The organism is Microbacterium sp., assembly GCF_032084865.1.
GTDB lineage: Bacteria > Actinomycetota > Actinomycetes > Actinomycetales > Microbacteriaceae > Microbacterium.
The window spans coordinates 1-13,504 of record NZ_DAMDLU010000078.1 but is presented as its reverse complement, the minus strand read 5'-3'; the positions used below and the strand labels follow the sequence as shown (position 1 = coordinate 13,504).

14 protein-coding genes and 1 pseudogene are annotated in these 13,504 nt (G+C 70.1%); 13 read left to right on the top strand and 2 right to left on the bottom strand.

What is annotated here, in order from left to right:
- The coding region (locus tag RT309_RS09420) for an ATP-binding protein (RefSeq protein WP_313356613.1) at nt 1-646 on the top strand (646 nt) is incomplete at its 5' end.
- Between the two features lie 3 nt (nt 647-649).
- Here the strand turns inward: RT309_RS09420 and RT309_RS09415 are convergent.
- On the bottom strand, nt 650-1,177 hold the full coding sequence (locus RT309_RS09415) for a DUF937 domain-containing protein (RefSeq protein WP_313356612.1): 528 nt from the start codon (nt 1,175-1,177) through the stop codon (nt 650-652).
- An 84-nt stretch (nt 1,178-1,261) separates the two neighbouring features.
- On the opposite strand from RT309_RS09415, the gene hpt reads away from it, so the two are divergent.
- The 10 genes from hpt (at nt 1,262) to RT309_RS09365 (ending at nt 9,797) form a co-directional block, all read left to right on the top strand.
- Nucleotides 1,262-1,813 carry a hypoxanthine phosphoribosyltransferase gene (gene hpt / locus RT309_RS09410; RefSeq protein WP_313356611.1) on the top strand — a complete coding sequence of 184 codons (552 nt, stop codon included), beginning with the start codon at nt 1,262-1,264 and terminating at the stop codon, nt 1,811-1,813.
- Nucleotides 1,814-1,945: 132 nt separating this feature from the next.
- Nucleotides 1,946-3,952 carry an ATP-dependent zinc metalloprotease FtsH gene (gene ftsH / locus RT309_RS09405; RefSeq protein WP_313356610.1) on the top strand — a complete coding sequence of 669 codons (2,007 nt, stop codon included), beginning with the start codon at nt 1,946-1,948 and terminating at the stop codon, nt 3,950-3,952.
- Between the two features lies 1 nt (nt 3,953).
- Nucleotides 3,954-4,577, top strand: coding sequence for a GTP cyclohydrolase I (folE, locus tag RT309_RS09400; protein WP_313356609.1), 624 nt, complete (start codon nt 3,954-3,956; stop codon nt 4,575-4,577).
- Nucleotides 4,574-5,368 carry a dihydropteroate synthase gene (folP, locus tag RT309_RS09395; RefSeq protein ID WP_313356608.1) on the top strand — a complete coding sequence of 265 codons (795 nt, stop codon included), beginning with the start codon at nt 4,574-4,576 and terminating at the stop codon, nt 5,366-5,368. The genes folE and folP overlap by 4 nt, the downstream gene beginning before the upstream one ends.
- Before the next feature lies 1 nt (nt 5,369).
- Nucleotides 5,370-5,738, top strand: coding sequence for a dihydroneopterin aldolase (folB, locus tag RT309_RS09390; RefSeq protein WP_313356607.1), 369 nt, complete (start codon nt 5,370-5,372; stop codon nt 5,736-5,738).
- Entirely contained in the window at nt 5,738-6,277 is a 540-nt protein-coding gene (folK, locus tag RT309_RS09385; protein ID WP_313356606.1) for a 2-amino-4-hydroxy-6-hydroxymethyldihydropteridine diphosphokinase, read from the top strand. Before folB ends, folK begins: the two co-directional genes overlap by 1 nt.
- A complete protein-coding gene (locus tag RT309_RS09380; protein ID WP_313356605.1) occupies nt 6,274-6,738 on the top strand; it encodes a DUF3180 domain-containing protein in 465 nt (154 codons plus the stop codon). The genes folK and RT309_RS09380 overlap by 4 nt, the downstream gene beginning before the upstream one ends.
- The gene (locus RT309_RS09375) at nt 6,707-7,300 is read left to right on the top strand and encodes a PH domain-containing protein (protein ID WP_313356604.1); all 594 of its coding nucleotides are present in this window, start codon (nt 6,707-6,709) and stop codon (nt 7,298-7,300) included. The genes RT309_RS09380 and RT309_RS09375 overlap by 32 nt, the downstream gene beginning before the upstream one ends.
- Complete coding sequence (locus tag RT309_RS09370) at nt 7,297-9,096, top strand: PH domain-containing protein (RefSeq protein WP_313356603.1); 1,800 nt, start codon at nt 7,297-7,299, stop codon at nt 9,094-9,096. The genes RT309_RS09375 and RT309_RS09370 overlap by 4 nt, the downstream gene beginning before the upstream one ends.
- Nucleotides 9,096-9,797 carry a DUF2520 domain-containing protein gene (locus RT309_RS09365; RefSeq protein WP_313356614.1) on the top strand — a complete coding sequence of 234 codons (702 nt, stop codon included), beginning with the start codon at nt 9,096-9,098 and terminating at the stop codon, nt 9,795-9,797. The genes RT309_RS09370 and RT309_RS09365 overlap by 1 nt, the downstream gene beginning before the upstream one ends.
- A gap of 20 nt (nt 9,798-9,817) precedes the next feature.
- Here the strand turns inward: RT309_RS09365 and RT309_RS09360 are convergent, their stop codons facing one another.
- Nucleotides 9,818-11,614: a DUF2207 domain-containing protein gene (locus RT309_RS09360; RefSeq protein WP_313356602.1), complete on the bottom strand. Its 1,797-nt coding sequence runs from the start codon at nt 11,612-11,614 to the stop codon at nt 9,818-9,820.
- A 90-nt stretch (nt 11,615-11,704) separates the two neighbouring features.
- Here RT309_RS09360 and lysS point away from each other — a divergent pair, with 90 nt between their 5' ends.
- Together lysS and RT309_RS09350 are read left to right on the top strand one after the other, a co-directional pair.
- The gene (gene lysS, locus RT309_RS09355) at nt 11,705-13,228 is read left to right on the top strand and encodes a lysine--tRNA ligase (RefSeq protein WP_313356601.1); all 1,524 of its coding nucleotides are present in this window, start codon (nt 11,705-11,707) and stop codon (nt 13,226-13,228) included.
- Nucleotides 13,229-13,241: 13 nt separating this feature from the next.
- Nucleotides 13,242-13,504, top strand: a pseudogene (locus RT309_RS09350) (serine protease); the annotation flags it as partial.

Here is a 13,504-nt window from a genome sequence, read left to right as displayed (position 1 = left end):
ATGCGCGGCCGAGCACGACGCGACCGCCGTGCTTCTCGGGCACACGCTCGACGACCAGGCCGAGACCGTGCTGCTCGGCCTCGCGCGAGGGTCGGGGGCGGCGAGCCTGCAGGGAATGGCGCCGGTTCGCGCGGGAGACGACGGGATGCTGTGGATCCGGCCGCTGCTCGGCGTGCGCCGGGAGATCACGCGACGCTTCTGCGAGGCATCCGGGATCGAGGTCTGGGACGACCCGCACAACCTCGACATCCGCTACGCCCGCGTCCGCACCCGCGAGCGCGTGCTGCCGGTGCTGGAGGCGGAGCTCGGCCCCGGCATCGCCGAGGCGCTCGCGCGCACCGCTGAGCAGCTGCGGGAGGATGCCGAGGCGTTCGACAAGATGATCCACGAAACCATCGAGGACCTCGTCGAGCACGCCGAGGCGGGTATCGCCGTGAGCGTCGCGGCGCTCGCCGCGAACCCGGCGGCGCTGCGCAACCGCATCATCCGTCTCGTCGTCGACAGCGAGTTCGGGGTGAGCCTGACGCGGACGCAGACGCTCGAGGTGGCCCGCCTGGTGACCGAGTGGTCGGGTCAGGGGCCGATCGACCTGCCTGCCTGCACCGCGCGCCGGGCCGGCGGGCAGATCGTCTTCAGCGCCCGATAGCGACTACTTCCTGCCGCCGAACAGTCCGCCCAGGATGTCTCCCAGGCCGCCGAGCCCGCCGCCGGACGAGCCCGCCGCGCTGCGGTCGCCGCCGAGCAGACCGCCCAGGATGTCGCCCAGACCGCCGCCGCCACTCGAGCCGCCCTTACTGCGGTTGGCGATGATGCCCATGATGATCGGCGCGAGGATGGGCAGCAGCTTGCCGAAGTCGATGCCGCTCGCCGTCTTCTCGCTCTTGTTGAGCGTCTCCGCGACCTCGCCCTTGCGCTCGCCGAAGACGTGCTTCACGATCTTCTCGCCATCGGCCTGATCGACGTCGTCGACCGTCGAGGCGCCGGGGAAACCCCCGTGCCGGTTCAGCGCCTTCTCGATCGCTGCGGAGCCCTCGCCGCTCTCGGCGTTCTTCGCCAAGCCGCCGAGCAGCGTCGCCCCGCCCTCCTGCACCGCCTGCCGCGCCACATCGGGGCTGACGCCGAAGCGCTTCGCGATGTCATCGATCGGCACCTGATTCAGGATCTCATCGACGTTCATGTCTTCCCTCCGCGCAGGACGGATGCCCCGCTTCACCGCTCACAGTAGTGGGGAAGGGCACGTGGATCGACCTAAGATCGATCCATGCGCGCTGCCGACATCCAGGACGACCTCAGCCAGATCCTCGTCACCGAGGAGGAGATCCTCGCGAAGCTCGATGAACTCGCAGCCCGGGTCGCCGAGGATTACGCCGGCAAGGATCTCGTCCTGGTCGGCGTGCTCAAGGGCGCGGTCATGGTGATGGCCGACTTCTCGCGGGCGCTGCCGATGGACGCCTCGATGGACTGGATGGCCGTGTCGAGCTACGGCGCGAGCACCAAGTCCAGTGGCGTGGTGCAGATCCGCAAGGACCTCGACACCGACCTGCACGGCAAGCACGTGCTCATCGTCGAGGACATCATCGACTCGGGTCTGACGCTCAGCTGGCTGCTCGAGAACTTCGAGTCGCGCGGTGCGGAGTCGATCGAGGTGCTCGCGATGCTTCGCAAGCCCGAGGCGGCGAAGGTGCAGATCGACTGCCGGTACGTCGGTTTCGACATCCCGAACGAGTTCGTGGTCGGCTATGGACTCGACTACGCCGAAAGCTACCGCAACCTGCGCGATGTCGCCGTGCTGGCGCCGCACGTCTACAGCTGACACCGGGTGGACTCAAGTCCCTTCGGCAGGCTCAGGGACCCAGGGGGCGGGCTCAGGGACCCAGGGGGTGCGGTACGCCCGTGGTGAACGTTCAGCGGACGCCTGAGCGCCGAGCGGTACGCTGAACGCATCATGGACGTCAAGAAGGTCTCCCGCAATCCGCTGATCTACATCGCGTTGATCGGCGTGCTGCTCTTCGCCGGTTTCCTGCTGATCTCGAACCTCTCGGCACCTGCGCAGGTGACCGTGCAGCAGGGTCTCCAGCTGCTCGAGGGCGACACGGTGACGAAGGTCGTCAACACCGACGGCGACCAGCGGGTCGACCTGACGCTCTCGAAGGAGTTCGAGGGCGCCAAGAACGTGCAGTTCTACTACGTCGAGGCGCGTGCCGACCAGGTCGTGAAGGCCATCGACAGCGCCGACATCAAGGCGAAGGACGTGACCGACGTCGTGCCGCGCGCGACGTGGTTCGACGGCTTCATCTCGCTCCTGCTGCCACTCGTGCTGCTGGGTCTGCTGTTCTGGTGGCTGCTCTCGTCGATGCAGGGCGGCGGCAGCAAGGTCATGCAGTTCGGCAAGTCCAAGGCGAAGCTCGTCAACAAGGAGACCCCGACGGTCACCTTCGGCGACGTCGCCGGTGCGGAAGAAGCCATCGAGGAGCTGCACGAGATCAAGGAGTTCCTGCAGGATCCGGCCAAGTTCCAGGCCATCGGTGCCCGCATCCCGAAGGGCGTGCTGCTGTACGGCCCTCCCGGCACCGGCAAGACGCTGCTGGCCCGTGCCGTCGCGGGTGAGGCCGGAGCGCCGTTCTACTCGATCTCCGGATCGGACTTCGTCGAGATGTTCGTCGGCGTGGGAGCCTCCCGCGTGCGCGACCTGTTCACGCAGGCGAAGGAGAACGCGCCCGCCATCATCTTCATCGACGAGATCGACGCCGTCGGACGTCACCGCGGTGCCGGCATGGGCGGCGGCAACGACGAGCGCGAGCAGACGCTCAACCAGATGCTCGTCGAGATGGACGGGTTCGACCCGAACGCGAACGTCATCGTGATCGCGGCGACGAACCGCCCCGACATCCTCGACCCCGCCCTGCTGCGTCCCGGACGCTTCGACCGCCAGATCGGCGTCGATGCGCCCGACATGAAGGGCCGCCAGCAGATCCTCGAGGTGCACGCCAAGGGCAAGCCGCTCTCCCAGTCGGTCGACCTCGAGGTCGTCGCGCGGAAGACCCCGGGCTTCACGGGCGCCGACCTCGCGAACGTCCTCAACGAGGCCGCTCTGCTGACCGCCCGCTCGAACGCGCAGCTGATCGACAACCGCGCGCTCGACGAGGCGATCGACCGAGTGATCGCAGGTCCCCAGCGACGCACCCGGGTGATGAAGGACAAGGAGAAGCTCATCACCGCGTATCACGAGGGCGGTCACGCCCTCGCCGCGGCGGCGATGAACTACACCGACCCGGTCACGAAGATCACCATCCTGCCGCGCGGCAAGGCGCTCGGCTACACGATGGTCATGCCGCTCGACGACAAGTACTCCGTCACCCGCAACGAACTGCAGGACCAGCTGACCTACGCCATGGGTGGCCGTGTCGCCGAGGAGCTCGTCTTCCACGACCCCACCACCGGTGCCTCGAACGACATCGAGAAGGCGACCAGCATCGCCCGCAAGATGGTCATCGAGTACGGCATGACCACGCAGCTCGGCCCGGTCAAGCTCGGATCCGAGGGCGGCGAGCCGTTCGCCGGTCGTGACATGGGCCGCGGACGCGAGTACTCCGAGACGGTCGCCGAGCGCGTCGACGCCGAGGTGCGCGCGCTGATCGAGCAGGCGCACAACGAGGCGTACCAGGTGATCAGCGAGAACCGCGACATCCTCGACCGCCTGGCCCTGGCGCTGCTCGAGGAGGAGACCCTCGACCACAACCAGATCGCCGAGATCTTCACCGAGGTGCGCAAGCTCCCCGAGCGTCCGCAGTGGCTCTCGAGCGAGGAGCGCCCGGTGTCGACGCTGCCCCCCATCGCGGTGCCCCGTCGCGTGGAGGAGGGCGTGGCCGCGCAGAACGTGCATCCGACCGACTCGGCCCGCACCGCGAGCGCGCCGGCGACCGGCGGGCAGGCCCGACCGGCGACGGCGTGACGTGAGCGTCGACAGGGCGCGCATCGAGCGGCTCACCCGCGAACTGCTCGAGGCGATCGGGGAGGATCCCGATCGTCCCGGGCTCACGCAGACCCCGAGTCGCATGGCCGAGCTGTACTCCGAGTTCTTCGCCGGCGTCGGCGAGGATCCGGCGATGCACCTCGCGCGCACCATCAGCGTCGCGCGCGGGCCTGCGCCCGACACCCTGCCCTCCGGTGCGGTGCTGCTGCGCGACATCCGCTTCCGCTCGGTCTGCGAGCATCACCTGCTGCCCTTCGCCGGCGTCGCGCACATCGCCTACCTGCCGGGCGAGCAGGTGGTCGGGCTGGGGGCGCTGGTGAAGGTCGTCGAGACGCTCGCCACACGCCCGCAGGTGCAGGAGCGGCTGGGCGAGCAGGTGGCGGATGCCATCGCCGACAACCTCGACACCCGGGGCGTGCTGGTCGTGCTCGACGCCTCGCACGGCTGCGTGACGATGCGCGGCGGCCGGCAGCCGCTCGCCACCACGGTGACCATCGCGGCGCGTGGTGAGTTCGTCGAGCCTGCGGCCCGATCAGAGCTCATCGCCTTGATCGGCGGCCCTTCGGCAGGCTCAGGGGCCCAGGTTGGCGGGGGTCACGGATGACGGGCATCTGGGGCATCCTGAACATCACCCCCGACTCGTTCAGCGACGGCGGCCGGTATGTCGAGCTCGACATCGCCATCGCCCGCGCCCGCACCATGCGGGCGCTCGGCGCGACCATGATCGACGTCGGCGGCGAGTCCACCCGGCCCGGCGCAGAGCGCATCGGCCTTGTCGAGGAGCAGCGGCGAGTGCTTCCGGTGATCGAGGCGCTCACCGCCGACGGCATCCCGACATCGATCGACACCCTCAACGCCGACACCGCCGCGGCGGCCGTGCGCGCAGGATCCCGCATCGTGAACGACGTCTCGGGCGGACTCGCCGACGAGGGGATGCTCGCGACGGTCGCCGATCTGGATGCCGACATCGCCATCGGTCACTGGCGCGGGCCGTCGGCCGACATGTACGCCCGCGCGCAGTACGCGCGGATCGCCCGCGAGGTCGCATCCGAGCTGCGCGCGCGCGTCACCGCGGCGGCCGTCGCCGGAATCGCCCCGTCGCGCGTCATCCTCGACCCGGGCATCGGCTTCGCGAAGTCGGGGGAGCAGAACTGGGACGTGCTGCGCGGGCTGGACGAGATCGTCGGGCTCGGACACCGCGTGCTGATCGGCACGTCGCGCAAGCGCTTCCTCGCCGAGACCCTCGACGGGGAGGCCGACCAGTCGCGCCGTGACCTCGCGACGGCGGTGACGAGCGCGCTCGCCGCCCGGGCGGGAGCGTGGGCGGTGCGGGTGCACGACGTGGGCGCGACCCGCGATGCCCTCGCCGTGGCGACCGCGTGGGATGGAGTCTGACATGAACGAGCTCGACGAGATCACCCTCACCGGACTGACCGTGTTCGGGTATCACGGCGTGTTCGACTTCGAGCGCCGGCAGGGCCAGGAGTTCACGATCGATCTCACGCTGCAGCTGTCGCTCACGGCGGCGGCCGCGTCGGACGACGTGGCCGACACCGTGCACTACGGCGAGCTGGCGGACAGGATCGCGGGGATCGTCGCCGGCGAACCGGTGAACCTCATCGAGACCCTCGCTCAGCGCATCGCCGATGCGACGCTGGACGACCCACGGGTGCAGAACGTCACGGTCACCGTGCACAAGCCGCACGCGCCGATCGAGCAGACGTTCGCCGATGTGTCGGTCACCATCCGGCGGGGGAGGCGATGATGGATCGACGTCTCACCCACCTCTCCGACCTGCCCGACCCGCGGCCAGGGCGCGAGCCGCAGGTCGCGGTGATCGCACTCGGCTCCAACGAGGGCGACCGCGGGGACATGCTGCGCGCTGCGGCTGAGCGGCTGCGCCGTCTGCCGCTGGTCGACGAGCTCGTGATGTCGGAGCCCATCGAGACGGTGGCGGTGAAACTCGACGGTCCCGACCCCGACGCACCTCCGTATCTCAACGCCGTCGCGCTGATGACCACCCGTCTCGCGCCGCAGGTGCTGCTCGGCATGCTGCATGCGGTCGAGGAGGAGCAGGGCCGGGTGCGACGGGCGCGATGGGGTGACCGCACGCTCGATCTCGACCTCATCGCGTACGGCGACTTCACCAGCGACGCCGAGCATCTGCAGGTGCCGCATCCGCGGGCCGCCGAGCGACTCTTCGTGCTCGATCCCTGGCTCAGCATCGACCCCGACGCCGTGCTCCCCGGAGCGGGACGCGTCGACGAGCTGGTGCGCAGGCTGCGCTCATCGGACGATCGATGAAGCGCACTTCCGCAGCGTCGCTGCTCGTGCTCGCGCTGCTGGCGACCGGCGCGGGCTTCGCCTTCGACCACATGCTCACCGTCACCGGCCGCGCCACCTTCACGCCGTCGGGCTTCCTGCCGGTGCTGCTCGCGCTCCTCGCCGTCGCCGTGCTGCTGCTTGCCCTGCCGGTACGACGCAGCACCCGCGGCGGCCGGCGGATCGATCCGTTCCGCGCGCTGCGCGCCGCGACGCTCGCACGCGCGTCGAGCCTGCTCGGTGCGATCATGCTCGGTTTCGGAGCCGGCCTGCTGCTCTTCCTCTCCACCCGCCCGGTGCCGGCGCCGGTAGGGTCGGTGGTGGCGATGATCGCCCTCATCATCTGCGCAGCGCTGCTGGTCGGGGCGGCCCTCATCGCGGAACAGTTCTGCACCCTGCCGAAGGATCCTGATGAGCGACAGCCAGACGACCCCGCCTCGTGAACCGAGCCTGACGCCACCCGCTCCCGCGGCGGCCGACGTGCTCGACGAGGGGACGTACTCGGGCATCCGCACCCCGCGCGGCAGCGGCGCCCTCGCGCTCGACGGCACGTGGCATCAGATCTCGCCGCGTTACGTGACGTCGCAGTTCGTGCAGAACGCGATCATCATCCTCATCGTCGCGATCGCCGCGGCGGTCGCCGCCTTCGCGCTCGACATGACGTGGGTCTGGATCCCCGCCGGCACCGTCATCGCGATCGACCTCATCACGCTCGCCATCCTGCCCCGGCAGGCCAGGGCGCTCGGCTACATGATGCGCGCCGACGACATCGTCTTCCGCCGCGGCATCCTGTGGCAGCGGATGGTGGCCGTACCCTACGGGCGCATGCAGCTCGTCGACATCACGCAGGGTCCGCTCGACCGTGTCTTCGGGCTCTCGCAGCTGAAGATGGTCACCGCCGCTGCCGCCACCGGCGTGCAGATCCCCGGGCTCACGCAGGCCGCGGCCGAGGCGCTGCGCGATGCCCTCATCGAGGTCGCCGAGACCCGACGGACCGGTCTGTGAGCACCCCCGAGCACCCCGCCACCGCGCCCGGCCCTGTGCCGCCGGGCGGACTGCCGCCGGGCGGATCATCGTCGCTCGCCGACGGCGACTGGCACCGGATGCATCCGCTCACCCCCCTGTTCAAGGGCGGCCTCACGCTGCTGGTCGTGGCGGGCATCATCATCACCAACATGCGCGACAAGCTGATCGACTGGGTCGTGCGGCTCTTCGCCCCAGACTCGGGCTTCCGCACCAGCGGGGGCGACCCCGTCGACTGGGTGCTCGAGAACAACCTGGTGCTGCTGGCCCTGCTCGCCGTGCTCGGGCTGGTCGTGCTGCTCATCACCGTCTTCTGGTTCCTCTGGCGCTTCCAGCAGTTCCGCATCACGGGCGAGCATGTCGAGATGCGCAAGGGGCTGCTGTTCCGGTCGCACCGGCGTGCCCCGCTCGACCGTGTGCAGGGCGTCAACCTCACCCGTCCGTTCCCCGCGCGCCTGATCGGGCTGGCGAAGCTCGAGGTCGTCGGCGCGGGCAACGACGCAAACGTGCCGCTCGAATACCTGTCGACGGGGGTCGCCGAGGCCGTGCGCGCCGACATCCTGCGGCTCGCGGCCGGCGCCCGCAGCGCCCGCATGGTGGCATCCGGAGCGACGCCTGCCGCGACCGCTCGCGAGGCGCTGATCGGATCGATGAACGCGGGAGTCTCGGGACTCATCGAGGGCGTCGACCTCGCCGACATCGCACCCGAGAGCGTCGTCAGGATCCCCGCCGGGCGGCTGATCGGATCACAGCTCGTCTCGGCGGTGCTGTGGGTGCTGTTCTTCGGCGCCATCTACGTCGTCTCGATCATCGCGATGTACCTCGGCATGACGGCTGACGGAGAGAACCCCGCCGACATCGCGCTCGCGATCCTCGCGCTCAGCCTCGGCATGGGCATCCCGCTGATCATCGCCGTGGTCGGCATCACCTGGGCCCAGATATCGAAATCCCTGCGCTACTCGATCGCGTCGACGCCCGACGGCGTGCGCATCACGTTCGGTCTGCTCACGACGATCACCGAGACCCTGCCGCCGGGAAGGATCTTCGCCGTCGAGGTGTCGCAGTCGCTGCTGTGGCGCCCGTTCGGCTGGTGGACGGTGAAGATCAACCGCATGACGGGCAAGAGCGCCGCGCAGCAGTCCTCCAGCAACGCGCAGCAGTTCAACATTGTGCTGCCGGTCGGCCGCCGCGCCGACGTGGAACGCGTGCTCGCGCTGGTGCTGCCCGGGATGATCCCACCCGAGATCTCCGAGCTGTGGGAGAACGGCGTCGTGGGTCCGGCGGCCGACGACCCGTACCGCACGATTCCGGCGCGGGCCGCCTGGCGGCGCCCTCTGTCGTGGAAGCGGCACGGGTACCGCCTCACCGAGCACACGGTACTGGTGCGCCGGGGGTTCCTGTGGCGACGTCTCTCGGTGTTCCCGCTCGCGCGGTTGCAGAGCGTGTCGATCTCGCAGGGGCCGATCGACCGGCTGCAGCGCGTCTCGCACGGGCAGATCCACTCGGTCGCCGGTCCCGTCACGGGCACCATGTCGGGTCTCGAGCGCGATGACGCGATCGCGCTGCTCGACGGAGTCAGCCGGGCGGCCGCGCTCGCGGCTTCGGCCGACCGTACGCACCGCTGGGCCGAGCATCACGTCGATCCGGTGTCGTCCCACGGCGAAGCAGCACAGCCGGGTGCCGAGGCCGTGCCCGCTGAGCACGAACCGGTGCAGCCGGGTGCCGAGGCGGTGCGCACCGATCATGGGCCAGCGCAGCCGCCAGGATGGGCGCAGTGATGACGCGAGACGGACGGCTGGGTATCGGCATCATCGGCGCGGGGCGGGTCGGACCGATCATCGGAGCCGCGCTCGCCGGCGCCGGCCACGCGATCACCGGCATCACCTCCGGTTCGGATGACGACCGCGCGGCCGCCGTCCTGCCCGGCGTGCCCGTGCTGGACGCTCTCGAGGTGACCCGGCGCAGCGAGCTCGTCATCGTCGCCGTGCCGCACGACGAGCTTCCCCGACTGGTCGGCGGCATCGCCGAGCTCGGCGGCTGGCAGATGGGCCAGCTCGTGCTGCACACCGACCCCGCGTACGGCACCGAGGTGCTGCGCCCGGCTGCGGAGCGCGGGGCCATCCCGCTCGCCGTGCATCCGGCCATCTCGTTCACCGGCACCACGATCGATCTGCGGCAGCTGCAGGCCGCATTCGCCGCCGTGACCGCACCCGCGGCCGTGCTGCCGATCGCGCAGGCCCTGGCGGTGGAGATGGGCTGTGAGCCGGTCGTCATCTCCGAGGAGGATCGGCCGATGTACGCGGAGGCGATCGCCACGGCATCCGAGTTCTCCCGCTCGATCGTGCAGCAGGCGACGGGCCTGCTGCGGGGTGTGGGAATCGACAACCCCGGCGGCTATCTCTCGGCCCTGGTCGGCTCGACCGTCGAGCAGGCGCTGCGCGCGGCATCCGACCCGCTCTCTCCACCCGCCGAGCTCTGAACGGCGTGCGAGAGCATCCGTCAGCGTCCGCCGGAGAACCCGCCGCCTCCGCCGCCGCCCGAGAACCCGCCCCCGGTCGACCCGCCGGACGATGAACTCGAGGGCGTGTAGGTGGCTGCGGTGTTCATAGAGCTGGAGTAGCTCGACAGGCGCGATGCGAGCGAGACGCCGACGTAGGTGCTGACCCAGTCGGGGTCGCGACCGGTGTCGGCGTACGTGGTCTCCAGCACCCTCGACCAGCTGCGCTCCTCGCCGAAGAGCATCGCGTACGGCAGCAGCCTCTCGTACAGATGGATCACGTCGATCGAGCCGTCGGAGCGTCGGTCGGCACCCTCGACCGATTGCAGCATGCGCAGCCGATCGGTCTCGGCGACCCGGATGAACTCCCGCACGCCCAGCAGGTATTCGGCCTGCTCAGCGCCCTGCGGGGTGAGCACGGTGTGCCGGCTGAACGCCACGATCGCCGAGAATCCGACGCCGACGGCGGCGAGGATGAAGGTGATGACCGACAGCGGCAGCAGGTCGCGGTCTTTCGAGGCTGTCCAGATGAGCAGAGCGAGGGTGACCACCAGCATCCCGATCGACACCCAGCCGACCGTCATCGCCGCGCGGCTGCGCTCGGAGGCGAGCCAGCCGCGTCTCTTCGCTTCGGCTGCGCCCTTCTTGACGAGTTTCTGCATGCGCTCGGCGAACTTCGCGTCCTTGCTCGGGATGCGCCGGACGGTCGCCTTCCGGGGGAAGAGAGCATCGATCATGGCCGAGTCCAGCGGATGCCCGGACCGGGTCCTGTCGATCAGGCGCAGGGTCGGATGATCCTCGCCGTCGTCCTCCAGGCGCAGGGCGCCCCGCACCGCCAGGTGCACCATCTCGGCGGGCGCCGGGTTCGGTGCCCGCACGATGAGCGGAGCGGCGAGGAGGGGAGGTACGTCTGCGGGCACGTCGAACTGCGCGATGACGATGCCCGTCGCGGTGCGGCGTCGACGCCGCATGCCCGCGACCGCGATCCAGGCTCCGGCGGCGGTGACCAGCGACGCTCCGCCGGCGACCACCGGCGCGAAGTCCGCCACAGGATCGGGCTCTCGTGCTGCGGGCTGAGCCACCGTGCCGGCGGCGAATCCGATGGCCACCGTCACGCCGTCGCCCGCCTCACGGGCGCCGGAGCGCACCCGGAACGTGGAGTCGTCCTGCGTCTTCTCGAGGTCGCAGGAGCGACGCTCGCCCTGCAGGCCGGAGTAGCAGGCGGTGGCGCCGGTGGCCGCGGCCGCGAGATCGGGGGCGAAGTTGATCTCCGCGTCGAAGCGCCCGATGTCCTGCGTGCTGTTCAGCGGCAGCAGGTTCCAGTAGAACTCGTCGTTGCCCGACTCGGTGCCGTGCATCATGAAGTCCCGCATGGTCGACCGGATCACGTATGTCGTCGAACCGTGCACGTAGTCGTCGGTGCCGGTGAGCACCAACACCATGTCGTCTTCGGTCTCGACCTCGAAGGGCACGTCGCGCCCCTCGGCATCCGTCACCGAGACGATGTCGATGTCGAGTCCCGCACCGAGGTAGCGCTGCGGGTAGCCGCGGATGATGCCCTTGTTCTGATCGTGCTGCGGGAACTCGGCGACCAGCGTCTCGGTGACATGCGCGAAGGCGCGGCCCTCGTCGTCGAGCGAGACGTCGTAGCGTGCGTCCCACGACGAGTACGAGAAGTCGTCCACTTCGGCGGCGGCCGGGGCGACGGGCAGCAGCGCGGCGAGCAGCCCCACGGCGAGCGCAAGCGCGACGAGCGCCCTCCGGGCATCGAGCAGGGCGGGAATTCGCTGAGCACGCATGTCGAGAGGCTACCCCGGGAGCCGACGACAGCTCTCAGGGCCGCGGGGCGCGCGCCGGTAGACTCGAGGGGACTTTCCAAGGAGCCACCCATGACTGACGCGCCCGCGCCGCCCCCCGCATCCGCCGAGCTCGAAGACGATGTCTTCGAGCAGAAGGCGGTTCGCCTTGCGAAGCGCGAGCGGCTGATCGAGAAGCGGGTGGATGCCGGTGGCGGCGCGTTCCCCGTGTCGGTGCCGGTGACGCACAGCATCCCGGCGCTGCGCGCCGAGTACGGCGAGCTCGAGCCCGACACCGCGACCGGGGTCATCGCCGGCGTCGCCGGCCGTGTGGTGTTCAGCCGCAACACCGGCAAGCTGTGCTTCGCGACGCTGCAGGCCGGCGACGGCTCGCGCATCCAGGCCATGGTCTCGCTGGCGAACGTGGGCGAGGAGTCGCTGGCCGACTGGAAGGCGCTCGTCGACCTCGGCGACCACGTCTTCGTGCGCGGCGAGGTCATCTCCAGCCGGCGCGGAGAGCTGTCGATCATGGCCGATGCCTGGCAGATCGCGTCGAAGGCGATCCTGCCGCTGCCGAACGCGTACTCCGAGCTCAGCGAGGAGGGCCGCGTGCGCAGCCGCTTCCTCGACCTCATCGTGCGCGACCAGGCCCGCACGACCGTGCGCGCCCGCGCCGCCGTGAACGCCAGCCTGCGTGCGACGTTCACCTCGCACGAGTTCCTCGAGGTCGAGACCCCGATGCTGCAGGTGCAGCACGGCGGAGCCTCTGCGCGCCCGTTCATCACCCACTCGAACGCGTTCGACACCGAGCTGTACCTGCGCATCGCCCCCGAGCTGTACCTGAAGCGCGCCGTCGTCGGCGGCATCGAGCGGGTCTACGAGATCAACCGCAACTTCCGCAACGAGGGCGCCGACTCGACGCACAGCCCCGAGTTCGCGATGCTCGAGGCGTACCAGGCGTACAGCGACTACAACGGCATCGCCGACCTCACCCAGGAGCTCATCCAGAACGCGGCGGTCGCCGTCGCCGGCTCCACCACCGTCACCTGGGCCGACGGCACCGAGTACGACCTCGGCGGCGAGTGGGACCGCATCTCGATGTACGGCTCGCTGTCGGCTGCAGCAGGGCGCGAGTTCACCCCGCAGGACGATGTGGCCGACCTCATCGCCTTCGCCGAGGCGAACGGCGTCGACATCCCGCCGCACCCCACGCACGGCAAGCTGATCGAAGAGCTCTGGGAGCACTTCGTGAAGGTCGACCTCACCCGCCCGACCTTCGTGATGGACTTCCCGGTCGACACCTCGCCTCTCGTGCGCGAGCACCGCTCGATCCCGGGCGTCGTCGAGAAGTGGGACCTGTACGTGCGCGGCTTCGAGCTCGCCACCGGGTACTCCGAGCTGGTCGACCCGGTCATCCAGCGCGAGCGCTTCGTCGAGCAGGCGAAGCTCGCCGCCCGCGGCGATGTCGAGGCGATGCCCGTAGACGACGAGTTCCTGCGCGCGCTCGAGCACGGCATGCCGCCGTCCGGCGGCATGGGCATGGGCATCGACCGCCTGCTGATGGCCATCACCGGTCTCGGCATCCGCGAGACCATACTCTTCCCGCTGGTGAAGTGACCGGAGCCCGGGCATGACGCCGAACGTCGTCGACCTGCTGATCGCCGTGCTGCTGATCGGGTCGGTCGCGACAGGGCTCGGCGCGGGGCTGTTCGCCGTGCTCGGCTCGGTGTGTGGTCTGGTGCTCGGAGCCCTCGCCGCCCCGTGGGTGCTGCCGCTCGTGGCGCGCACCGTGCCCGAGAGCGGGCCGAGAGGGCCCCTGCTCGTGCTCACGGCCGTCGCGCTGCTCGTCGTGGGCGCGAGCATCGGCGCGGCTGTCGGCCGCGTCGTGCGCCG